This window comes from Arthrobacter sp. cf158, from assembly GCF_900106835.1.
Lineage (GTDB): Bacteria > Actinomycetota > Actinomycetes > Actinomycetales > Micrococcaceae > Arthrobacter.
Genome location: NZ_FNNR01000007.1, coordinates 317,993 through 338,890, shown reverse-complemented (window position 1 = coordinate 338,890; position 20,898 = coordinate 317,993). Strand labels below are relative to the sequence as shown.

23 protein-coding genes are annotated in these 20,898 nt (G+C 62.3%); 12 read left to right on the top strand and 11 right to left on the bottom strand.

What is annotated here, in order from left to right:
- The 3 genes from BLW08_RS24175 to BLW08_RS16195 all read left to right on the top strand — a co-directional run.
- Window positions 1-607, top strand: a 607-nt coding sequence (locus BLW08_RS24175; protein WP_254779908.1) for an HNH endonuclease, incomplete at its 5' end; no start/stop codon positions are given.
- A gap of 445 nt (window positions 608-1,052) precedes the next feature.
- Window positions 1,053-1,607 carry an RNA polymerase sigma factor gene (locus BLW08_RS16200; protein WP_090824560.1) on the top strand — a complete coding sequence of 185 codons (555 nt, stop codon included), beginning with the start codon at window positions 1,053-1,055 and terminating at the stop codon, window positions 1,605-1,607.
- Window positions 1,604-2,434 (top strand): hypothetical protein, encoded by an 831-nt coding sequence (locus BLW08_RS16195; RefSeq protein ID WP_091326353.1) that lies wholly within the window; start codon window positions 1,604-1,606, stop codon window positions 2,432-2,434. The genes BLW08_RS16200 and BLW08_RS16195 overlap by 4 nt, the downstream gene beginning before the upstream one ends.
- Before the next feature lie 23 nt (window positions 2,435-2,457).
- Here the strand turns inward: BLW08_RS16195 and BLW08_RS16190 are convergent, their stop codons facing one another.
- From BLW08_RS16190 to acs, 4 genes are read right to left on the bottom strand one after another with little or no spacing between them, the layout of a single operon-like run.
- Entirely contained in the window at window positions 2,458-2,952 is a 495-nt protein-coding gene (locus tag BLW08_RS16190) for a CoA-binding protein (RefSeq protein ID WP_091326351.1), read from the bottom strand.
- The gene (locus BLW08_RS16185; RefSeq protein ID WP_091326350.1) at window positions 2,949-4,307 is read right to left on the bottom strand and encodes an O-acetylhomoserine aminocarboxypropyltransferase/cysteine synthase family protein; all 1,359 of its coding nucleotides are present in this window, start codon (window positions 4,305-4,307) and stop codon (window positions 2,949-2,951) included. The genes BLW08_RS16190 and BLW08_RS16185 overlap by 4 nt, the downstream gene beginning before the upstream one ends.
- A complete protein-coding gene (sfnG, locus tag BLW08_RS16180; protein WP_091326348.1) occupies window positions 4,307-5,497 on the bottom strand; it encodes a dimethylsulfone monooxygenase SfnG in 1,191 nt (396 codons plus the stop codon). Before sfnG ends, BLW08_RS16185 begins: the two co-directional genes overlap by 1 nt.
- Window positions 5,494-7,611, bottom strand: a complete 2,118-nt coding sequence (gene acs / locus BLW08_RS16175) for an acetate--CoA ligase (protein ID WP_091326347.1) — start codon at window positions 7,609-7,611, stop codon at window positions 5,494-5,496. Before acs ends, sfnG begins: the two co-directional genes overlap by 4 nt.
- Window positions 7,612-7,828: 217 nt before the next feature.
- Here acs and BLW08_RS16170 point away from each other — a divergent pair, with 217 nt between their 5' ends.
- From BLW08_RS16170 to BLW08_RS16135, 8 genes are all read left to right on the top strand, one after another.
- On the top strand, window positions 7,829-8,254 hold the full coding sequence (locus tag BLW08_RS16170) for a CoA-binding protein (protein WP_091326345.1): 426 nt from the start codon (window positions 7,829-7,831) through the stop codon (window positions 8,252-8,254).
- A gap of 126 nt (window positions 8,255-8,380) precedes the next feature.
- Window positions 8,381-9,172, top strand: a complete 792-nt coding sequence (locus tag BLW08_RS16165; RefSeq protein ID WP_254779907.1) for a polysaccharide deacetylase family protein — start codon at window positions 8,381-8,383, stop codon at window positions 9,170-9,172.
- Between the two features lie 38 nt (window positions 9,173-9,210).
- A complete protein-coding gene (locus BLW08_RS16160; protein WP_090824574.1) occupies window positions 9,211-9,621 on the top strand; it encodes an MmcQ/YjbR family DNA-binding protein in 411 nt (136 codons plus the stop codon).
- Between the two features lie 95 nt (window positions 9,622-9,716).
- A complete protein-coding gene (locus BLW08_RS16155) occupies window positions 9,717-10,343 on the top strand; it encodes a hypothetical protein (protein ID WP_091326342.1) in 627 nt (208 codons plus the stop codon).
- Window positions 10,344-10,519: 176 nt separating this feature from the next.
- Entirely contained in the window at window positions 10,520-11,929 is a 1,410-nt protein-coding gene (gene ngcE / locus BLW08_RS16150) for an N-acetylglucosamine/diacetylchitobiose ABC transporter substrate-binding protein (protein WP_090824577.1), read from the top strand.
- A gap of 5 nt (window positions 11,930-11,934) precedes the next feature.
- On the top strand, window positions 11,935-12,951 hold the full coding sequence (locus BLW08_RS16145; protein WP_090824858.1) for a carbohydrate ABC transporter permease: 1,017 nt from the start codon (window positions 11,935-11,937) through the stop codon (window positions 12,949-12,951).
- Window positions 12,951-13,844, top strand: a complete 894-nt coding sequence (locus tag BLW08_RS16140) for a carbohydrate ABC transporter permease (protein WP_090824579.1) — start codon at window positions 12,951-12,953, stop codon at window positions 13,842-13,844. Before BLW08_RS16145 ends, BLW08_RS16140 begins: the two co-directional genes overlap by 1 nt.
- 149 nt (window positions 13,845-13,993) lie before the next feature.
- Window positions 13,994-14,314, top strand: a complete 321-nt coding sequence (locus BLW08_RS16135; RefSeq protein WP_090824581.1) for a putative quinol monooxygenase — start codon at window positions 13,994-13,996, stop codon at window positions 14,312-14,314.
- An 86-nt stretch (window positions 14,315-14,400) separates the two neighbouring features.
- On the opposite strand, the gene BLW08_RS16130 is transcribed toward BLW08_RS16135, so the two are convergent.
- From BLW08_RS16130 to BLW08_RS16105, 6 genes are read right to left on the bottom strand one after another with little or no spacing between them, the layout of a single operon-like run.
- A complete protein-coding gene (locus BLW08_RS16130; RefSeq protein ID WP_090824583.1) occupies window positions 14,401-14,925 on the bottom strand; it encodes a flavin reductase family protein in 525 nt (174 codons plus the stop codon).
- A gap of 1 nt (window position 14,926) precedes the next feature.
- Complete coding sequence (locus BLW08_RS16125) at window positions 14,927-15,298, bottom strand: cupin domain-containing protein (RefSeq protein WP_091326340.1); 372 nt, start codon at window positions 15,296-15,298, stop codon at window positions 14,927-14,929.
- Window positions 15,299-15,300: 2 nt separating this feature from the next.
- Window positions 15,301-16,773: a 4-hydroxyphenylacetate 3-hydroxylase family protein gene (locus BLW08_RS16120; RefSeq protein WP_091326338.1), complete on the bottom strand. Its 1,473-nt coding sequence runs from the start codon at window positions 16,771-16,773 to the stop codon at window positions 15,301-15,303.
- Window positions 16,770-17,456, bottom strand: a complete 687-nt coding sequence (locus BLW08_RS16115; protein ID WP_091326336.1) for a DUF2848 family protein — start codon at window positions 17,454-17,456, stop codon at window positions 16,770-16,772. Before BLW08_RS16115 ends, BLW08_RS16120 begins: the two co-directional genes overlap by 4 nt.
- An 8-nt stretch (window positions 17,457-17,464) precedes the next feature.
- Entirely contained in the window at window positions 17,465-18,259 is a 795-nt protein-coding gene (locus tag BLW08_RS16110; RefSeq protein ID WP_091326334.1) for a carbon-nitrogen family hydrolase, read from the bottom strand.
- On the bottom strand, window positions 18,256-19,617 hold the full coding sequence (locus BLW08_RS16105) for an MFS transporter (protein ID WP_091326332.1): 1,362 nt from the start codon (window positions 19,615-19,617) through the stop codon (window positions 18,256-18,258). Before BLW08_RS16105 ends, BLW08_RS16110 begins: the two co-directional genes overlap by 4 nt.
- 216 nt (window positions 19,618-19,833) lie before the next feature.
- Here BLW08_RS16105 and BLW08_RS16100 point away from each other — a divergent pair, with 216 nt between their 5' ends.
- Window positions 19,834-20,475, top strand: a complete 642-nt coding sequence (locus BLW08_RS16100; protein ID WP_091326331.1) for a GntR family transcriptional regulator — start codon at window positions 19,834-19,836, stop codon at window positions 20,473-20,475.
- Here BLW08_RS16100 and BLW08_RS16095 read toward each other — a convergent pair.
- Window positions 20,472-20,765: a DUF503 domain-containing protein gene (locus BLW08_RS16095; protein ID WP_090824595.1), complete on the bottom strand. Its 294-nt coding sequence runs from the start codon at window positions 20,763-20,765 to the stop codon at window positions 20,472-20,474. The two genes, BLW08_RS16100 and BLW08_RS16095, sit on opposite strands and share 4 nt — an antisense overlap.
- Between the last annotated feature and the right edge of the window lie 133 nt (window positions 20,766-20,898).

Genomic DNA, 20,898 nt, shown 5'->3' with positions numbered 1-20,898 from the left:
TGCGGGAGTGCAGGAACCAAGGCTTGGGTTTCAAGCCACGGGTGCGCAGGTTGATCCCGGGCCCGGACGGGTAGCCGCGGCCACGCACGCTGGCGCAGCTGGCCGGCGACCCGGGCCACGCCAGCACCCCGGCCCTGACTCCAGCCCCAATTCCAGCTCCAGCTCCAGACCCCGCTTCGGCTCCAGTTCCAGTTCCAGTTCCAGTTCCAGACAGGATGATGAGTTCACCGTGTGGCTGCGCCGGCTCTACACAGCACCCGGAACGGGCGAGCTCCTGAGCATGGACTCCAAAGCCCGGCTCTTCCCACCACGACTCAGACGCTTCATTCAAACCCGGGACGATACCTGCCGCACCCCGTACTGCGACGCGCCCATCCGCCACATCGACCACGTGATCCCCTGGCACACAGGGGGTACCACCACCCTGAGCAACGGCGCCGGCCTCTGCGAAGCCTGCAACCACACCAAAGAAAACCCCCGCTGGACCGCGAAACCACTCCACGAGGACAACCACACACTCCACATCCGCACACCCACCGGCCACACCTACACATCCAAAGCCCCACCGCTACTGGGCCTCGGCCCTCCAGAACGTAGGCATCCTTGAACGCCAGGACCCGGAAGCCAGGAGCCAGGAGCCAGGAGCGAGGAGCCGGAAGCCTGGATCCCGTCTTGCGCCAGGAAAGTCAGCTCTGCGCGGTTTCCGGGGACTCTGAATTACGCTCTCGAAAGTCAGCTCCGCGCGGGTTCCTGCGACGCTGAATGGCGCCCGGAAAGTACGCGCGAGAAAACTTTTCAAAAAAGTTCGTACCCGGCGTAACCCTTTGGCGTCCCCCGACGATTACGTCATTGAAAGGGCCGAGCTGGAATTTGTCCCCCATCATGTTCCAGCTCGGCTCTTCCTTGTTCAGAGGAGTTTTCTGACGGACAAGCGGGCCTTCCTATGGATGGCCCGGCAGAGCAGTTACCCTTGGTGGGGTTATCCGTCGAGAAATGGCGGGTGGCCTGGCTATCAAGCCACGGACCTGCCGCCGATCGAAAGTCCCATAACTGTGACCGACGCATTGACCGATGAAGCGCTGAGTGCACTCAAGGGCAATAACGCGGAACTGTTCAGCGCCGTCTATCAGGCGTACGCGGGGCAGGTTCTCGGGTATTTGACTGCCAAAGGTGTGTCAGATCCCGAAGCAGTTACGCAGGATGTTTTCCTTGCGGTCCTTCCGCGGTTGGACGACCTGAGCGGTGGCGTATCCGGACTGCGGACTTTCATATTCTCGGTAGCCCATGCGCGCATGGTGGACGAGCATCGGAAGCACAGCCGGGCACCGGAACACCATGAGTTCGAGCCCGAGCGGGATACACGCGAATCGAGTTCTGCCGAGGCTGAGGCGATGATGCGGCTGGCTCCTCTGGAGGTGATGGCCCTCCTGGACCACCTCGGCGATGATCAGCGGGAAGTCTTGACCCTCCGCATCGTTGCTGGACTCACGGTTGAGCAGGTAGCCGAAATCATGGGGAAAACCGCGGGCGCAGTGAAACAGCTGCAACGGCGGGCTCTTATTACGCTCCGTGAGCATTCGGCAGTAAAGGAATACGTGTCGTCATGACATACAGGGATACAGAACGCGAAGCAATCGTGGACGAGCTCATGCTCGACGCCGATCTCGCCGACGCCTCGGACGTCCGGCAAACGCTCCTGTCACTGGGTTCCATGGCCAATTCGCCGGTTCCAGCCCCCAGCGCTGAACTCGCCGCGATGTTGGCTGGCCCTCACGACGAACTCTCCAAGCGCCGTTGGCGCCACAAGCACCGCACCGCCGTGGTCAGTGTTGCCGTGGTGGCAGCGATGGGACTCGGGGTGAGCGGCGTTGCCGCCGCGAGCTCGGGCTTCACCCGGAACCCGTCGTTCATTGATGAATTGGTGGGCAGGTTCCAGCCGGCCGTCGCAGCTCCTGAACTTCCCGTTCCGGACGCTCCAAGGATCACAACAGAGGCGGCTCCGGCCGTCGATCCTGCTGCGGTTCCGTCAGCCTCGGAAGCTGCGTCGATCCCCGTACCCGCGCCCGCAGCCCCAGCCGAAAACTCCGCGCAGGCACAGGCACAGGCAATCCCGGCAGCGCCCGCCCCCAACGCTCCAGCCCCTGCCGACGCAGCCCACAAGACTGCCAAGGACCCCCAGGAAACGGCGTCCCAGGACAAGGCGAGCCAGGACAAACCAACCCAAGTGCTGCCGTCGCGTCCGGACACAAAGCCGGAGGCCCCAAAACCGGACTCGTCGAAAGCTGCCGCGGCCACGCCTGCCAAGCCAGCTCACGGCGCGCAGGGCAACAAGCCCGGGCAGTGGTCTCCGGCGTTGACTGAGCAACGCGCAGAGGAAGAATTCCAGAGCGCCATCGATAAGTGGAAGCAGTGGTTGAAGCGCACAGGGCGCTAGAAGCACTATTTGGCTTGTTGGCCCTAGGCGAGGACCTGGCGCTTGGACGAGATCACGCCGGTGTCGAAACCGGCAAGGTGGAGCCCGCCATGGAAACGGGCGTGCTCGATTTTCACGCAGCGGTCCATCACCACGTTGAGGCCCGCGGTCTCGGCATCACGGGCAACGTCCTCATGCCACGAACCAAGCTGTAGCCACAAGGTCTTGGCCCCCGATGCGACGGCCTCATCCAGAACTCCGGGAAGGTCGTCGTGCTTGCGGAACACGTCCACGATGTCTGGAGACTCAGGCAGATCGGCCAGTGAAGCGTACGTCGGCTGGCCCAGGATTTCCTTGACCACAGGGTTCACGAAGTACACCTTGTAGCGCGTTGACGACTGCAAGTAGGTGGCCACGAAGTAGCTGGCCCGGGACGGTTTGTCCGAGGCGCCAACAATGGCGATGGACTTGGCCTCGCGCAGGAGTGACAGGCGCTCAGGCGCGGAGGGGCCTTCCCAGGTGCGTTCTGCGGTGCTCATGCCTTCGCTCCTACAGTTTGGGTGCCAACAGCGCAGGCATCCGCGGGTTCTTCATCAACCAAGGAAACAGCCGACTGTGCCTCGGTCAGTGCCTGGTCGAGGTCCCACAGAATGTCGTCCAGATCTTCCAAGCCCACAGAGATGCGGACCAGGTCCTCGGGGACACCTGCCGACTCGAGCTGTTCGGCGCTGAGCTGCTGGTGCGTGGTGGAGCCGGGGTGGATCACGAGGGTGCGCGAATCGCCCACGTTGGCCAGGTGTGAGGCCAGCTGCAAGGATTCGATGAATTTCTGGCCGGCCGCGCGTCCACCGGCAACGCCAAACGAGAACACCGAACCGGGCCCCTTCGGCAAGTACTTTTGTGCGCGCTCGAAGTGTGGGTGTGAGGGTAAACCTGAGTAGTTCACGTAGGCAACACGAGGATCGGCGTCGAGCCATTCCGCCACGGCCTGGGCGTTCTTCAGGTGCTCGTCCAGGCGTTGGGGGAGTGTTTCAACACCTTGGAGAAGCTGGAACGCGGAGAGTGGTGAGAGTGCCGGACCAATGTCGCGCAAGTGCTCGCACCGCAGCTTGGTGAGGAAGCCGTACTCGCCAAAGTTGCCCCACCAGGACACGTTTCCGTAGGAGGGAACGGGCTCGGTCATCATGGGGAACTTGCCGTTGCCCCAGTTGAAGCGTCCGCTCTCCACGATTACGCCGCCCAGGGTGGTGCCGTGTCCGCCCAGGAACTTCGTGGCTGAATGGATCACGATGTCGGCGCCGTGCTCGAACGGCCGCACCAGGTAAGGCGTGCTCAAGGTGGCGTCAACCACCAGGGGGATACCGGCGTCGTGCGCTACTTTGGCCAGCCCCGCAAGGTCCTGGACTTCCGACGACGGGTTGGCCACCACCTCGACGAACAGCGCCTTGGTGTTCTCCTGGATGGCGGCGGCGTAGTCCGCCGGGTCAGTTCCGGGCACGAACGTGGTGTCCACGCCGAAGCGGCGCAGCGAAACGTCCAGCTGCGTCACCGTGCCACCGTAGAGCTGGGACGCCGCCACAATGTGGTCGCCGGACTGCGTCAGCGCGGCGAACGTGATGAACTCGGCGGCCATTCCCGACGCCGTTGCTACCGCCCCGATGCCGCCCTCAAGGGAGGCGATGCGCTCTTCGAAAGCCGCGACAGTGGGGTTGCCGATGCGCGAGTAGATGTTGCCGTACTTCTGCAGCGCGAAGAGGTTGGCGGCATCATTGGTGTCTTTGAAGACGAAGGACGTGGTCTGGTAGATCGGGACTGCGCGGGCGCCATGCTCGGCGTCGGGAGTGCCGCCGGCGTGCAGGGCGCGGGTGCGGAATCCGAAGGTGCGGTCAGCCATCAGACGGCCACCGACTCGGCAACGGGTGTGGAGGAGAGGTCCAGCTCGGTGCCGTTCTTGCGGGCAAGGTCTGCCTCCAGTTCGCGGACGATCGGCAGGATGTCCTGGCCGAACGCGGCGATCTCCTCCTGGAAGTGGAGGTAACCGGTGAGGAACAGATTCACGCCGATCTTCTTGTACTCCACGATCCTCTCGGCAATCTGCTCCGGTGTGCCGATCAGCTGAGTCTTGAAACCGTCGTTGTACTGGACCAAGTCCTCGAACGTGGAGTCAGCCCACATGCCCTTGCCATCCTTGGTGGACGGGCCGGCTTCCTGCACGGCGTCCCGGAAACCCTGAACTGCGGGCTTGTGTGCCTTCTCCACGATCTCGCGAAGAGTGTCACGGGCTTCCTTCTCCGAATCGCGGGCGATTACGAAGCCGTTGAGACCAAACTTCGGCAAGGACAGTGCGCCCTCAGTGCCGCGCTTCGTCTCGCCCGATGCTGCCACAACGCCGGCGATGTTCTCCTTGAAGCCCTCAAGGTCCTTGCCGTTGGAGAAGTACCAGTCGGCGACGCGGCCGGCGGTGGCTTGTGCCGCCGTCGAGTTTCCGCCGAAGAAGACTTCCGGATGGGCGCGGCCGGGAACGTCAACGGGTGCCGGGTTCAGCGTGAAGTCAGTGATGTTGTAATACTTGCCGCCCTGGCTGTAACCCTGCTCGGTCCACAGGCCGCGGAGCACCTTGATGAATTCCTCGGTGCGGACATAGCGTTCATCGTGCTCCAGCCATTCGAGGCCGAAGTTGGTGAACTCGCTCTTGAGCCAGCCCGAGACAATATTCACGGCGGCGCGGCCGTTGGAAATGTGGTCCGCGGTGATGATGTATTTCGCCAGGACGCCGGGGTGCCACATGCCCGGGTGGACGGCGGCGATGACCTTGAGGCGCTCCGTGGCGGCGAGGAGCGCGAGGCTGAAGGACGTTGCCTCGTGTTGCTTGTCCGCGCCGTACGAAGCGGCGTAACGGGTCTGGGTCAGCGCGTATTCGAAGCCGGAGTTCTCCGCGATCTGCGCCAGTTTCTTGTTGTAGTCGAAGTCCCAGCCGGTGCGCTGCTCGATGGTGGACACCACCAAACCGCCGGACACGTTGGGAACCCAATAGGCAAACTTGAGCGGCTCGGAGAGTCGTGCGACGTTGCTGATCTCAGTCATGAATTTTCCTTTACTAGGGCCCGCTCGCGCAGGACGTCCTGGATGCCGGCAATTGCCGGTTCGTTCTGAAGTGAGGTGGTATCGCCCAGGGCGGTCCCCTCAAAAAGTTGGGTCAGCAGCCGGCGCATGATCTTGCCGCTGCGGGTCTTGGGTACGTCCGCCACCACGACGACGTCGCGCGGCTTGGCGATGGGGCCGATCTCCTTGGCCACGTGGTTGCGCAGGTTCGCGGCGACGTGGGCGGGAACGTCATCTGCGGCGTCATGTCGGAGCACGACGAACGCGACGACGGCGTGCCCAGTGGTGGGATCGGCCACCGGACAGACCCCGGCCTCCACCACCTCCGGATGGGACACCAGGGCGGACTCGATCTCGATGGTCGACAGCAAATGGCCGGAGACATTGAGGGTGTCGTCCACGCGCCCAAGGATCCAGATGTCGCCGTCGGAATCGTATTTGGCGCCGTCCCCGGCAAGGAACCAACCGTGCTCCGCGTACTGGCTCCAATAGGAGTCGAAGTAGCGCCGCGGGTTGCCCCACACGGTCCGGGCGATGGCTGGGCCTGGGCGGTCCACCACGATGAAGCCTTGGACGCCGGGTTCAGAAAGGGCTCCGGTCTCATCAACCACCCGCGTGCTCACACCGGGAAGTGGCCGTGCGGCGCAGCCTGGCTTGAACTCGGTGTCCGTGGGGGCGGGGGACATGATGGTGGCGCCCGTTTCGGACTGCCACCACGTGTCCACCATGGGTGCAGTACCGCCGCCGATGTTGTCGCGGAGCCAGCGCCAGGCCTCGGGGTTCACTGCTTCTCCCACGGTTCCCAAAACGCGAATGGAGGAGAAATCGTAGCTTTCCGGAACGCCATCGGGGAACCAACCCATCAGGGAGCGGACCAGCGTGGGTGCGGTGTAGTACTGGGTGACCTCGTAGCGTTCGATGATCTCGAAGTGCCTGCCGGGATGCGGGGTGTTGGGCGTGCCCTCGAAGATCACCTGGGTGACGCCGTTGGAGAGGGGGCCGTAGATCTCGTAGGTGTGGGCGGTGACCCATGCGAGGTCAGCCGTGCACCAATGCACGTCGCTTTCCCGCAACGAGGGGTCCGGGTTGCTGAATAGGTACTCGAAGCTCCACGAGGCCTGCGTGAGATAGCCACCCGAAGTATGGACCAGGCCCTTGGGCTTACCCGTGGTCCCGGAGGTGTACATGATGAACAGGGGAGTCTCGGCGTCGAAAGCGTCAGGCTCGTGAACGTCCGAGGCGGAGTCAACGACGTCGTGCCACCAGACGTCGCGGCCTTCCTCCATGCTGACGGTGGCCAGGTCCGCGGCCGGGGTGGTGCGGTTAATGACCAGCACATGCTCGATGGCATTGTCACCGGACACCGCGGCATCGGCGTTGTCTTTCACCGGCACAGCCACTCCGCGTCGGAACTGTCCGTCCGTGGTGACCAGGAGCTTGGCTTGTGTGTCCTCCACCCGGAGACGCAGTGCCTCGGCAGAGAATCCGCCGAAAACGAGTGAGTGGATGGCTCCGATGCGGGCTACCGCCAGAGTAATGATCACGGTCTCGGGGATCACCGGAAGGTAGATGACCACGCGGTCGCCCTGGGTGATGCCGAGTTCCAGGAGCGCATTCGCGGCTTTGGATACCTCCCGTTGCAGCTCCGCGTAGGTGATGGCTCGGCGGTCACCGGGTTCACCCTCGAAGAACAGAGCTACCTTGTCACCCCTGCCGGCAAGCACGTGCCGGTCCACGCAGTTGTACGCAACGTTCAGTTTGCCGCCGTCGAACCAGCTGATCCGGGGGCCTTGGCCCGCCTCAACATCCGTGGGAGTCCACGTGTGGGCGGTGTGCCACGGCTCATCCCAGTGCAAGCGGCGTGCCTGCTCTTCCCAGAACGCCACCGCTGATCCGCTGTCATCAAAACCGCTCTCATCAAAACCGCTGTGACGCGCCCGCTCGCCCAAATCAGCGCCGTGCACTGCGCCGTCCGTGGGCTCAGTCGAGGACCATCCCGCTGAGCCGTGAGGGGAGCCGGGCGCGTCAAGCAGCCCTGCTTCAGAGGCCGTCGCGTCCGAAGTGGTGTGTGAAATTTTGGGTACGGCAGTCGTCATGGGAAATCTCCATGCCTGGAGTTGCAGCGTTGCGACTCAAGGGATGGTCGCCCTCTGATTCGCTGGGATGGTAGTTCTCCACTAAAGCCGAACGTTCATTTGCCTCAAAACTTCCCGGACGCCCTGCGTAATATTCGCCCCGGGCGCCCTCTTTTCATTCAAAGATGCAGATTATTCGGTCAATCCGGCTGTGGGGGTGCAGGAGTAGGCTTGGGTGATGATGCATGTCAACGATCCAGCCGTCGTGGAGCGGTTGATGCGAACAAAAGGCACATGGGCCGTGGTTGGCCTGAGTACCAACCAGTGGCGTTCCGCGTACGAGGTGGCGCTCTATGTCCGCGACACCATGGGCATGGAGATCATCCCGGTGAACCTCAAGGGCGAGGACGTTCACGGCGAAAAAGGGTACAAAACCCTGGCTGACATCCCTGCGGCGAAGCACCCCATCGACGTAGTGGATTGCTTCGTGAACTCCCAACGCGTCGGGGCCGTCATCGACCAAGCGATTGCGATCGGTGCCAAGGCGGTCTGGCTGCAGCTGGGCGTGTTGGATGACGAAGCAACCCAGCGTGCCAAGGACGCAGGACTCGACGTGGTGGTGAACTCCTGCCCGGCGCGCGAAGGCTGGCATTACGGCCTGTAATTCCCCGGCGCTTTCCTCTGCTAGATTTCAGCTGAATCATTTCTTGAGTCTTGGGGGACAGCCATGTTCGGCGGCCAATCTGCGGTGCCATTTTCCACTCCCAGCAGACGGGCCATCTTCGGAGTCATGGGCGCCTCTGTGGTTGCCGGGTTGACGGCGTGCACTGCCGCCGAAGGCTCCGAGGGTTCCGTCAGCCTTGAAAGTTCGACGCCGGCGCTGACGCCCAGTGCCGCGGGCGGCTCACAGGTTGCTACCGCTACTCCTACGCCAATCCCCACCAAGCGCATCCGCCGCACGTTCATCCCGGACTACGCCTTGCCGCCGATCGTTGGGGGACTCGCACCGGTCATCACCAGGATCCCGACCAAGCATCCGGTGGTGTTCCTGACCATTGACGATGGCAACATCAAAACGCCGGAATCGGTGAAGCTCATGGCCGAGTACGACTACCCGGCATCCCTGTTCCTGACCAAGGACACCATCGCGGACAACCCGGCCTTTTTCAACGACTTCAAGGCCCAGGGCAGCCTGGTGGAAAACCATACCGTGACGCACAACATCAACATGGTGCGGCAGTGGGGTTACCAGCAGCAGCTGAACGACATGCTGGGCATGCAGGAGTACGCCTTGCAGCACTACGGGCGCCGCCCCACACTGTTCCGGCCCCCGGGTGGTGCGTACTCCACCGTGATGCGCCAGGCCGTGGCTGCCGCTGGGTTGAAGGCGATCATCACGTGGGAAGCCAAGGCCAACGCAGGAAAGATGGACTATCAGGTGGGCAACTCGCTGCGCCCAGGCGACATCGTCCTGATGCATTTCCGCGCCGAGTTTGCCGCGGACCTGGCTGCTTTCCGTGCTGCCCAGCTTGCTGCAGGGCTGGAAGTGGTGTTGCTGGAGGACTTCCTGGGCGTGGCGTAAGCGTGACCCCCGGCATGGACCGCCAGTAGGCTCGCTCCATGGATGTTTCCCGTCTCCGCGAGATTTGCCTGGGCTTTCCCGGTGCCTTCGAGGACTTTCCGTTCGGCCCCGAGACGTCGGTGTTCAAGGTGCGTGCCGCCGTCGCCGGTGGTGCCCGCCATGAGTCGAAGATGTTCGCGCTGTCCTCCATGGATCCGGATGACTGGTCTGTGAGCCTCAAATGCGAGCCTGCCTTGGCCGAGCAGCTCCGCGCAGCCCACCCCGAAATCACCGGTGCCTGGCACATGAACAAGACCCACTGGAACGGCGTTCGGCTTGATGGTGGCCTGCCCGATGACATGGTCAGGGACATGGTGGAGGACTCCTATGACCTGGTGGTGGCCACCCTGAGCCGCAAGCAACAGGAGCAGCTGGGGTGGGCCAGACTCACCAATCCCAAGGGCGGCTGACACGCCCGCGAACACCTCCCCACGGCGCTGACATGGGACTAGATTGATACTGCATACCTAAAGACCTCAGCTACGGGCTGGTCAGGAGCGGTTTGATGCTGGATCAGAAAACACTGGACCACCTATGGAACTTTCGCGATCCGGCAGCCTCGGAGGCCACCTTTCGCGCCGCAATGATCGAGAACACTTACGACGCCGATGAGCGCGCTGAGCTGGCAACCCAACTTGGGCGGGCCATCGGTTTGCAAGGCCGCTTCGAAGAAGCCGATGCGCTGCTGGACAACATTGACGACGACGAGCCGACAGTAGGCGTGCGCATCCTCCTGGAGCGCGGCCGGGTTTTGAACTCCGGCGGACGTGCTCCCATGGCTGTGCCTCTCCTGGAACAAGCGGCTGAGTTGGCGGACCACCTGGGTGAGGAATTCCTGGCTGTGGACGCCCTCCACATGCTGTCCATCGCGGACGGGGCAAACGCCGAGGTGTGGATGCGCAGTGCGCTCGAATATGCCTCCACAGCCCATGATGATCGAACCAAAGGCTGGATGATTGCTTTGCACGCAAGCCTGGGCACGTTTCTGAGGGGTAAAAACCGGCTCACGGAGGCCATGGTGGAGTTCCAATTGGCCGAACAATGGGCGGAACGACTGGGAACTGAGCGGCAAAGGGCATCAGCCCGGGAAGCGATCACTGAGTGCGGAGAAGCACTCGCCGAAGGTCCGTAGAAAGATCACGCTTTGACAAATGTTGATCGAAACTGCCGCGAAATATTGATTTTCAATCATTCGTGGTGAATTATGTCACAGAAGGTTGGTGCTGCCAGAGCGCCAACCCAGACTGTCTGACTGAACGGCTTTCCCGCCGAAACAGTCGACACTACGAGTCACTGGAGGGTTTAGAAATGAACGTTCAGCACCAGTCCGTCGGTCGCCGTGGATTCCTGCGCGGAGCACTCGCAGCAGCCGTGCTCGTGCCCATGGGGGGAACCATTGCATCCTGTGCTGCAGGTGGCGGTACAACCACCACCGGTCCCACGGGCACCGTCTCCGACACCAACCCGTTCGGCATGGCAGACAAGGCCACCATCGACGCCGTCATCTTCAAGGGCGGCTACGGCATCGACTACGTCGAGTTCGCAGGCAAGATCTTCGAAAAGACCCACGAGGGCTCCACCGCCAAGATTTCCCCGTCCACGGACATTGCCCAGGAACTCCAGCCGCGCTTCGTAGGCGGCAACCCGCCGGACCTGATCGACAACTCCGGTGCCAAGGCCATCGGCTTCAGCACCATCCTTGCCCAGCTCGAAGACCTCACCCCCCTTGTAGAGGCAAAGAACCTCGAGGGCAAGGTCATCAAGGACACCCTGTACACCGGCGTACTGGCTCCAGGCACCTTCGACGGCAAGTTGGCAGCCCTGAACTACGTGCTGACCGTCTACGCCATGTGGTACTCCGATTCCCTGCTCAAGGAAAACGGCTGGACCGTTCCCAAGACCTGGGATGAAATGTACGCACTGGGCGAGCAGGCGAAGGCCAAGGGCAAGTACCTGTTCGTGTGGGGCAAGGAAGCGGCCACGTATTACCAGGAAATGGCTATCGCCTCCGCTATCAAGGAAGGTGGCGACGACGTCCGCCTCGGCCTGGAGAACCTCAAGGCAGACGCTTGGTCGCACCCGGCTATCCAGTCCGTGTTCACCGCCCTGGACAAGATCGTCAAGGCAGGCTTCTTCAAGCCCGGCGGCTCCGGCACGCAGTTCACTGCGGCCCAGGCACAGTGGAGCAACGCCCAGGAGGCCGTGTTCTACCCGTCCGGTTCGTGGATCGAAAACGAGATGAAGGACCAGACCAAGTCCGGCTTCAACATGATGGGTGCACCCGTTCCCACCGCGAGCGCAAGCCCCAAGATGCCCTACACCGCGCTCCACAGCGCTGCCGGCGAGCCGTTCATTGTCCCGTCGCAGGGCAAGAGCGCTGCCGGTGGCAAGGAACTGCTCCGCATCATGCTCTCCAAGGAAGCTGCCACCAACTTCGCCAAGACCAAGTTGGCTCCCACCATCGTCAAGGACACCGTTCCGGCCGATGGCTTCGGTTCCACGGCGCTGGTTTCGCAGACCAAGCTGCTGGGCGATGCCGGTGAGGATATCTTCACCTGGAACTTCATTGACCTGTACGGCACCAACAAGGATCAGCTGGTTGTCTGGAACAGCTTCCTGGACGGCAAGTCGGACGTCGCTACCCTGACCTCCGCACTGCAGAACATCACCGACAAGGTCCGCAACGACAGCTCGGTCAAGAAGATCGAAGTGAAGTGAGTTCAGTGAAAACTCAGCAGAGCCGGAACGACGACGGCCTGGCCGCCGTCGTTCCGGCGACGGCTCCACCGCAGGTCATCAAGCGGCGGCGGAAGCCATTGACGTGGGACAAGGTCAGTTTCTTCGCGGTGTTCCTCGGACTGCCGCTGGCGATCTACCTCTTGTTCGTGATTTGGCCGTTCATTCAGGCTTTTGGTTACTCGTTGACGGACTGGTCCGGGTTTTCGCCCACCCAGAACTTCATCGGACTTGAGAACTACAGCAAGATTTTTACGGACGATATCTTCATGAAGGCCATGGGGAACAACATCCTCCTGGTCATCTTCCTGCCGATCATCACTATTATCCTGAGCCTGATACTGGCGTCTTTGGTGACCGTGGGTGGCAGCAGCAAGGGCCAGATCAAGGGCCTGCGGAACTCCAGCTTCTACCGTGTGGTGTCCTTCTTCCCGTACACCATCCCCGCTATCGCCATCGGCATCATGTGGGGGCAGATCTACGATCCCTCCGGTGGCTTGCTGAACGGCATCCTGACCGGGCTGGGCATGGACCAGTTCAAGGACTTTGCCTGGCTGGGCGACAAGAACACCGCCATGATTGCCACCATGTTTGTGATCGTGTGGGGCTTTGTTGGCTTCTACATGGTCCTGTTCGTGGCCGGCATCAAGGGCATTCCTGCCGAGCTTTTTGAGGCCGCCAGGATCGATGGCGCGGGTCGCTTCCGCACCGCAGTGTCCATCACCATCCCCCTGATCCGGGACAACATCCAGACCGCCTACATTTACATGGGCATCCTGGCCTTGGACGCGTTCGTTTACATGGCTGCCCTCAACTCGGGCGGTGGGCCGGACAACTCCACTTTGGTTATGGCCCAGCAGCTGTTCTTCACCGCATTCAGCAAGGGACAATTCGGACTCGCCAGCGCCATGGGTGTTGTGTTGGCCGTTGCCACGCTGATCTTCTCCGGCTTGGTATTCGTGGTCAACCGGCTCACCGGCGGAGATAAGGATGTGAGTCTGTAATGACAACAAAAGTCTCAACTCCGGAAAGGAAGTCGCTGCACTTCCAACCGCGGACGCCGGCAACCTCCACCAGCGACAAAGTGGTGGGAGCCGTTTCACACACGGCGCTGACCATTTGGACGCTCATCGTCATCCTTCCGCTCCTGTGGACGTTCATGTCCTCCTTCAAGACGTCCAGCGAGATCTTCGCTTCGCCGTTCGCCTTGCCTGCGGAATGGAAGCTGGATAACTACGTCAAGGCATGGAGCGAGGCCGGCATTGGATCTGCCTTCCTTAACTCCGTGCTGGTGGTGGCTGTGGCCTTGGTGATCGTCATGGTCCTGGGCGCCATGTGTGCCTACGTTCTTGCCCGGTACACCTTCCCGGGAAGCAGGGCCATCTACTACCTGATGCTGGCCGGACTGACGTTCCCGATCTTCCTGGCCATGGTGCCGTTGTTCTTCGTCCTGAAGAACATGGGACTGCTGAACACCCTGCCGGGACTCATCCTGGTGTACGTGGGCTTCGCGCTTCCGTTCACGGTGTTCTTCCTCTTCTCCTTCTTCAAGTCGCTGCCGCACGAAATCACCGAGGCAGCAGCGCTGGACGGAGCAGGGGAGTGGCGGACGTTCTTCCAGGTCATGCTGCCGATGGCCAAGCCGGGCCTCGCCTCGGTTGCCATCTTCAACTTCCTGGGCCTGTGGAACCAGTTCCTGATTCCGGTGTCCATCAACGCCGCCGGTCCGCGCGTCCTTTCCCAGGAACTCGCGGCCTTCGCCGGCCAGATGGGCTATGCCGTGGACTATGGCGCGCTGTTCGCAGCCGTCAGCGTCACCGTCATTCCGGTTCTCATCGTCTACGTGATCTTCCAGCGCCAGCTGCAGGGGTCCGTCTCGCAGGGCACCTCAAAGTAGCAGGCACCTGAGTAGCACTGGCACGCTAAAACAGCGTTCGACGGCGGTCCGCACCTTGTGGTGCGGGCCGCCGTCGGGCGTTAAGGCAGTGGCGATAACGGCAGTGACAGAATGGAACGGATCTGTAGTGCAACGAAAGGCAGCAGCCCGTGATCTTTATTGTGGTCAAGTTCAACGTCAAGCCCGACTGGTCCGAGCGGTGGCTGGACCTGGTTGCCGACTTCACCGAGGCAACCCGTGCGGAGCCGGGCAACCTGTGGTTCGACTGGTCCCGCAGCGTGGACAACCCGAATGAGTTCGTGCTGGTGGAGGCTTTCCAGGACGACGCGGCGGAGGCGCACGTCAACAGCGGGCACTTCAAGAAGGCCATGGCGGACATGCCGCAGGCGCTGGTGGAGACGCCGCACATCATCAGCCGGCAATTCGAAGGCAGTGGCTGGGATCGTATGGGTGAGCTGACCATCGCGTAGCGGGCCATTGCCCAGCTGAGCGTTAAAGAGGCGGTGCCGGACTCATGGAGTCCGGCACCGCCTCTTTAAGCGCTACTCAGCACTCGTCAGAACATCCAGGGGATTTCTGCGTGGCCGAAGTCGCTGAACGAGCCGAAGCGGCCTGCCTTGAAGGCCAGCACCTCGCCGTCCCGGTCCCGGCACGTGGTGACCTGTCCGAAGAAAACCTGGTGATCTCCGACGTCGTACTGCTGCACAACGGTGCAGTCCGCCTGGGCGAGGGCGCCCTTGATGACCGGCAGGCCGCTGTCCGTGATGTCAAAGTCGCCGTCGCCGAAGCGGTCGCCGCCACGGACTGCGAATCGCCGGGCCACTGACTCCTGCTTGGCGCCGAGGATGGACACGGCGAATTTGCCGCTCTCCATCAGTGCCTCTCCGGTCCGGGTGCCGAAGTTCAGCGAGATCATCAGGATGGGTGGTTCCAGGCTGATGGAGGTCAGCGAGCTGATGGTCATCCCGTACTGCTCATCCTCGTGCTGGGTGGTCACCACAGCGACGCCGGTGAGGAAGCGGCCCATGGCGCGGCGCATCCCCATGGCGTCGGGGATGGTGAAGGCTGGTGCCAGGCTCATGTCAGTTGCTCCGCTCCGCTGGTGCCGGATCCGTGTAGTACCGGACTTCGAACATCCTGGCGCCGTTTTCCGAGACCCACGGTCCGTGTTCCATGCCCGGCGGGCGGGTGGCCCAGTCGCCGGCTTTGAAGGTTTTGCCGAGGCGCTGGTCCACGAACGAGCCCTCGAAAATGAAGACCTCTTCCCAGAAATCATGGGTGAGGACGCCGTTGGCGGAGGTGTCCGTGCCGGGCTCGAACTTGAGGATCCGGGTGACGCTGTCGTTGTCCGAATCCCGGGCGAGGATGGCCTCGGACAGGCCCTCGATGTGCGGGTTGCAGGGTGCGAAGTCCACCGAGGAAACAGGGGTGAACTCGAATTCGGGCTTTGCCATGGTCAGATTCCCTCCGAATCGGTGGTGCTCTGGATGCTGTAGGAACCGAGGAACGTGTCCAGCTCCGCTACCAGGGCGTCGTAGCCGTAATTCCTGTAGGTGTAGGCGCCGCGGACAACGAACGGTGCACCGGCGTAGAACATTTCGTACTGCTGATGGCGGCCGGCGAACTCGGAACCGATGATGTCCCAGGCCAACTTGAAGAGCTTCACCCGTTCCTCGCTGGCGACGCCGGGGGACTGCACGTAGCGTTCCATGTCCGGTCGGGTGACGCTGCTGGTCATGTCAGCGATGCTGGAGGGCAGTTGCAGGACGCCGCCACCTACCAGGTCGCGGAGGATCGAGATCACGCGGGGGTAGGTCTCGGATTGCAGGCCCATGGCCCCGTACAGTGCGCTCTTCCCCGGAATCCGCATGCCGGCGTCGTCCGTTGTCGCCGTGTATTCCGCGGCGAGGACGGCCGATTCAACGGACTGCACAATCGCGGCGAGCTCGCCGAGCTTCTCCTGGACTCCGGGGATCTTGTCCGTGCCGTTCACCTGGGTGACCTTGCGGGCCACGGAGGCGATGAACTTCAGCTTGGTGGAGAACCGGATCTGGGCCTGCCAGTTGCCCAGGGCGTGGGCGCCGGTGTCGAAGAACTGGCGGCGCAGGGTGTCGATGTTCCGGTTGATGAACACGCGGTCCCACGGGATAAGGACGTCATCGAAGACCACCAGGGCATCCGGCTCGTCGTAGTGGCTGGTCAGCGGGTAGTCGAAGTCGCTGGTGGCTGCGGGCGCGAACGGGCGGCGGCAGTAGAGCTTCAGGCCGTCGGTGGCTACCGGGATGGCGAAGCTGACGGCGAAGTCAACATCGTCCGGCCCCAGCGGCTTGATGCAGGTGACAAAGACTTCATCAGCGATTGCGGCGCCGGTGGCGAGCATCTGCGAACCGCGGACAATGATGCCCTCCTCGGTTTCACGCACGACGCCCACCTGCAGGTATTCGCCTTCCCACCCTGACGCTGTGGTGGCGCGGGAGACCTGCGGGGGAATGATCGCGTAGGACAGGTACAGATTCTCGGACAGGATCTTCTTGTAGTACCGCTCCACGTTGCCGGCGAAGTCGCGCTCGTCGTTTTTGAACACGTCCGCGTGCGAGCCAAACGCGGCGAAGAACGTACCAACGTGGTCCGGGCTGCGGCCCACCCAGCCGTGCGTGTGCTTGGCCCACTTCTCGATTGCCTGGCGCCGCAGCACCAGTTCCTCCTGGGTGCGGGGAGCGGCGAACGTGCGGTTGGCTGGTCCGTCGATTTCCTCCGAATGGAACTGCATGCCGTTGGCGGGATCGGCTGCGATGTCGAACAGCTCTGACATGGTCCGGGCAACCTTCGCGAACGCCGGGTGTTCCAGGACGTTGCCGACCACCTCGCCATCGAGGATCACTGTCCGGCCGTCGTTCAGGGACTTCAAATACTGCTTACCGGTTCTCATCGAAGTGAGCCTTTCTTGATTTTGTAGTTATGTTCAATGGTGGTCCCATTCGGGAAGGAGAGCTCCAACTTCCAGGAAGTTCCGTTCACGAACTTCCCGTCCAGCAGCGGCAGGGTGCCGCCGAGGCACATGAAATCGGCGTCGCCGATGTCGGTGCGGGCCAGGAGGCGCTCGACGACGTCCGCCGGCTTGCGCAGGCCGCTCAGCGAACCCTCCTGGTACAGTTCCCCGTCCACCCAGGAGCGCGCGATGCACTGATCGAGGTCCAGGTCCTCCAAGGATTCGACCGCGATGACCTCACCGGCGATCGGCTTGGGACAGGCCCGCTTGGAGTCCCCGATATCCCGGGCCTCGATGTCACGGTCCGTGTGGTCCGAACCGATGCCCAGGTAATACTGGCCGTCGTGGCGAAGGTAGAGGGGTTCGATCTCGCCGGAGGTCAGGTTCTCCGAGGTGTCATGCTCGCCCGAGGTCTCGAACAGGTCCGAGTCCATGCGGTAGAACATGGGCACTTCCGGCGGTGGTGCTACGCCGATGGCTGCCAGTTCGTCGATGTGGTGCTGGACCGCCTTCGGGTCCCGGCCTGTGTAGCCGGCCACCACTGCGTGGAAATCCGAGACCACGATTGTCTTGTCGGTGCCCACCACCCTGAAGGTGAGTGGGACTTGCCTTGTCGTTTCCATGTTCTCCCTTAGACGGTCAACGTTTGGTAGTTACTGAGGCGGTCGTTGATCACCGGAAATTCGGTGCGGACTGCGTGGACCTTGCCGGGATCGATGTCCACCATGAGCACTGATTCCCCGGCATCTGCCTCGGCGATGACGGCGCCCGTCGGATCCACCACCCTGCTGTGTCCGCCGAGTTCCACGCCTTCCTGGGTGCCGGCGGCGTTGCAGGCAATCACGAAGATCTGGTGCTCCACCGCACGGGCAGTGGTGAGGAGGCGCCAGTGTTCGCGTCGCGCTGCGGGCCAGGCTGCCGGGACAATCACGATTTCCGCGCCACGGGTGCTCAGCTCCATCCACAATCCGGGGAAGCGGAGGTCGTAGCAGGTGATCCCGGAAACTGCACCGAACGGCAGCTGGGCCACCGGAAGGGCGGAGCCTGCCGTGAGGAGGCTGGCCTCCTTGGACTTGTAACCGAACACGTGGATCTTCCGGTACGTGTGGACCACGCTGCCGTCCGGTCCCAGCAGGATGGAGGTGTTGCTGAGCTGGCCGTCCTCGCCGGCTTCAATGATGCTGCCGAGGTGGAGGTGAACGCCTAGGTCTGCTGCCACCCGCGAGCACATGGAGACAGTGGGGCCGTCCAGTGTTTCCGCGAGATTTTCGTAGTTATCGAAGTGGAAATAGCCGGCGCTCCAGAGTTCCGGGAGGACGATCAGATCGGCGCCGGTGATCCCGCGCAGGATCGCTTCGATGCGGTTGATCCGGTCCTCACGGGTTTCAGGGTCCGGGCTGGCCACCTGGACGAGGGCGATTCTCATGCTTGTTCCTTACTCACAGAGGCGGGCTGGTCCAGGTCGCTGAGCCGCAGCCCTTTGGTTTCCTTGGCGAACATCACCGAGACCATGGAGATCAGGCCCATGGCGGCGAGGTAGATGCCGATCGCATAGCCTGTGCCGAAGGCGCTGTAGAGGGCCAGGGCAATGATCGGGGACAAGGAGCCGGCGATTAGTGACGCCAGGTTGTAGGACACCGAGGTGCCGCTGTACCGCACATCCGTGGGGAAGAGTTCGGAGAAGAAGGCTCCGATCACCGAGCTGTAGGCGGCGAAGATCAGCAATCCACCAACAGCGGCGGCGATGATGCCCCACAGCTGGCCGGTGTTCAGGAGGAAGAAGAACGCGAACGCCCACACCATGGTGGCAATCGAGGCGCCAATCAAGATGGGCTTGCGGCCCACTTTGTCCGCGTAGAGCGCCAGGATGGGAATGGCGACGACGGCGACGCCCTGGCCGATCATGACGGCGGTGAGTCCGGTCTGCCTCTGCAGTCCCATGATCTGGGTGACGTAGGTGATGATGAACAGCGAGTAGATGTAGAAGCCCGCGTTCTCGCCCATACGGCTGCCGGTTGCGATGAGGATTTCACGCCAGTTGCGGCGGAACAGGATGGTCAGCGGCATCTTCCGTTCCTTGTTGCCTTCGGCTTCGCGCTTCCGCTGTGCTTCCTTGAACAGCGGGGTTTCCTGAACGTAGAGCCGCAGGACGAGGCCAATGACCACCAGCAGGGCAGACAATCCGAAGGCGATGCGCCAGCCCCATGCCAGGAACTCGCTCTCCGGCATGGTGGCAGCCAGCACGGCCAGCACACCTGCTGCCATCAGGTTGCCCAGGGGCGGGCCCATGTTGGGCCACGAGGCCCAGAAGGCGCGCCGGGCGCTTTCATTGCTGTGTTCGGACACGAGGAGGACGGCCCCGCCCCACTCGCCACCGAGGGCAAATCCCTGGATCAAGCGAAGCAGCAAGAGCAGTAACGGAGCGGCAATGCCGATCGCGGCGTACGAGGGAATGAAGGCGATGAGGGTGGTGGCGACGCCCATGAGCATCAGGCTGGCCACCAGCGTGGCGCGGCGACCGTGCTTGTCGCCCAAATGGCCAAGGACGATGGCACCGATCGGACGGGCCAGGAAGCCGGCAGCAAACGTTCCGAGTGCCAGCATGGTGCCCACCAGGGGATCATCGGTGGGGAAGTAGAGCTTGTTGAATACCAGCGCGGCGGCCGTGCCGTAGAGAAAGAAGTCGTACCATTCGACGGCAGTGCCGGCCAGGCTTGAAGCAGCCACGACGGGCAGGCTGGAGTGCTTCTGCTGCCTCAGTTCTGCTTTCTTCAAATCGGTCATTCTGGGGATCCTTTGCGAGGGGGAGACGTGGGCTTCGGTTGAGTCAGAAGGCCGGTCTCCCAGGAAATTGGGGTTTTCCGATGCGTGAGCGGAGTCACTGAACATCACTGTAGACGGGTTGTATACAACCTGTCTATATTTGAAGCAGAAGTTTTCCGAACGTCCCTCAGCTTCTGAACACAACTCGTATACTGGGCTTCGCGAGAAAGGCTCTGCATGATCCAGATGACCCCCGCTGCACAGTCGCAGCCAGAAGTGGCCTACCAGTGGATGAAAAGCTACATCGCAGCCCTGCCCCGTGAGGAAGAGACTTTTCTCAACGAGGGAGTCCTGGCCAAGACCACCGGCACGTCACGAACCCCTGTGCGAGAGGCCCTGCTGCGCCTCGAAGCTGAGGGGTTCGTCAAGCGGATCCCGCACAAAGGCGCCTATGTCCCGCCGATCTCCGATCCCGACGTCCGCGCCATCCTGCAAGCCAGGTCCGTTGTGGAGAAATGGGCGGTCTCCGCACTGGAGACCATGCTGGACGCCCAGATCGATGCCTTCCAGCAAGTCATTGACCAGCAGCAGGAAGCCAAGGATGATCCAGCCCGGTTCATCGAGTTGGACACCGAGTTCCACACCCTCATGGTCCGTGCCGGAGGGAATCCCGTCCTGGCCGATTTCTACGCTTCGCTCCGGCAAAAGCAACTCAGGATCGGCGTCAAGGCAGTTAGCCAGGGAACAGACCGCGCGGGGGACGTCCTCAGGGAGCATCAGTTGATCGTCGATGCCCTCCGCAGCCGCAGCCTCGAAGCAGCCCACCAAGCCATCGACGCCCACCTGGACTCCACACGCTTGGCCGTCATCGGCTACTAGTCCTCGCTGTGCAGCACCCGCTGCCGTGCACTGAGCAGCTCAAACTCCGGACGGGCCGCCACAAACCGTTCAACGGCGTCGAGCACTTGCTGAAGATGGGAGTGGTCCGGAGCCACCAAGGCGACCCCAATCAGAGCGCGCCGATGCTGGTCCTGCAGGCCTGTTTCGGCAGCAGAAACATCGAAGCGCCGCTTCAGCTCGGCCACCAAGGGCCGAATCAGCGAGCGCTTCTCCTTGAGACTATGGACGTCGCCCAAAAGGACGTCGAACTCAATCCAGCCGATCCACATGATTCATTATCACCGCAGGTCACAGGCATATGGGCAGAGGGGTCTTGAGCCAATCTTGAGTCAATCTTGAGCCAACGCAGCAATGCGCCTTGAGTTCCACCCGGCATTGTCTATGAGGTTGGCCCACAACGGC

What these genes read in the sequence shown, in the direction of transcription:
- BLW08_RS16095 (WP_090824595.1), bottom strand. Translation starts at nt 20,765, where the DNA reads ATGTGGATCGGCTGGATTGAGTTCGACGTCCTTTTGGGCGACGTCCAT.
- BLW08_RS16160 (WP_090824574.1), top strand. Translation starts at nt 9,211, where the DNA reads ATGGATGTTTCCCGTCTCCGCGAGATTTGCCTGGGCTTTCCCGGTGCC.
- sfnG (WP_091326348.1), bottom strand. Translation starts at nt 5,497, where the DNA reads ATGACTGAGATCAGCAACGTCGCACGACTCTCCGAGCCGCTCAAGTTT.
- BLW08_RS16190 (WP_091326351.1), bottom strand. Translation starts at nt 2,952, where the DNA reads ATGAGCACCGCAGAACGCACCTGGGAAGGCCCCTCCGCGCCTGAGCGC.
- BLW08_RS16130 (WP_090824583.1), bottom strand. Translation starts at nt 14,925, where the DNA reads ATGAGCCTGGCACCAGCCTTCACCATCCCCGACGCCATGGGGATGCGC.
- BLW08_RS16185 (WP_091326350.1), bottom strand. Translation starts at nt 4,307, where the DNA reads ATGGCTGACCGCACCTTCGGATTCCGCACCCGCGCCCTGCACGCCGGC.
- BLW08_RS16125 (WP_091326340.1), bottom strand. Translation starts at nt 15,298, where the DNA reads ATGGCAAAGCCCGAATTCGAGTTCACCCCTGTTTCCTCGGTGGACTTC.
- BLW08_RS16120 (WP_091326338.1), bottom strand. Translation starts at nt 16,773, where the DNA reads ATGAGAACCGGTAAGCAGTATTTGAAGTCCCTGAACGACGGCCGGACA.
- BLW08_RS16170 (WP_091326345.1), top strand. Translation starts at nt 7,829, where the DNA reads ATGATGCATGTCAACGATCCAGCCGTCGTGGAGCGGTTGATGCGAACA.
- BLW08_RS16165 (WP_254779907.1), top strand. Translation starts at nt 8,381, where the DNA reads ATGGGCGCCTCTGTGGTTGCCGGGTTGACGGCGTGCACTGCCGCCGAA.
- ngcE (WP_090824577.1), top strand. Translation starts at nt 10,520, where the DNA reads ATGAACGTTCAGCACCAGTCCGTCGGTCGCCGTGGATTCCTGCGCGGA.
- acs (WP_091326347.1), bottom strand. Translation starts at nt 7,611, where the DNA reads ATGACGACTGCCGTACCCAAAATTTCACACACCACTTCGGACGCGACG.
- BLW08_RS16105 (WP_091326332.1), bottom strand. Translation starts at nt 19,617, where the DNA reads ATGACCGATTTGAAGAAAGCAGAACTGAGGCAGCAGAAGCACTCCAGC.
- BLW08_RS16195 (WP_091326353.1), top strand. Translation starts at nt 1,604, where the DNA reads ATGACATACAGGGATACAGAACGCGAAGCAATCGTGGACGAGCTCATG.
- BLW08_RS16115 (WP_091326336.1), bottom strand. Translation starts at nt 17,456, where the DNA reads ATGGAAACGACAAGGCAAGTCCCACTCACCTTCAGGGTGGTGGGCACC.
- BLW08_RS16110 (WP_091326334.1), bottom strand. Translation starts at nt 18,259, where the DNA reads ATGAGAATCGCCCTCGTCCAGGTGGCCAGCCCGGACCCTGAAACCCGT.
- BLW08_RS16140 (WP_090824579.1), top strand. Translation starts at nt 12,951, where the DNA reads ATGACAACAAAAGTCTCAACTCCGGAAAGGAAGTCGCTGCACTTCCAA.
- BLW08_RS16100 (WP_091326331.1), top strand. Translation starts at nt 19,834, where the DNA reads ATGATCCAGATGACCCCCGCTGCACAGTCGCAGCCAGAAGTGGCCTAC.
- BLW08_RS16155 (WP_091326342.1), top strand. Translation starts at nt 9,717, where the DNA reads ATGCTGGATCAGAAAACACTGGACCACCTATGGAACTTTCGCGATCCG.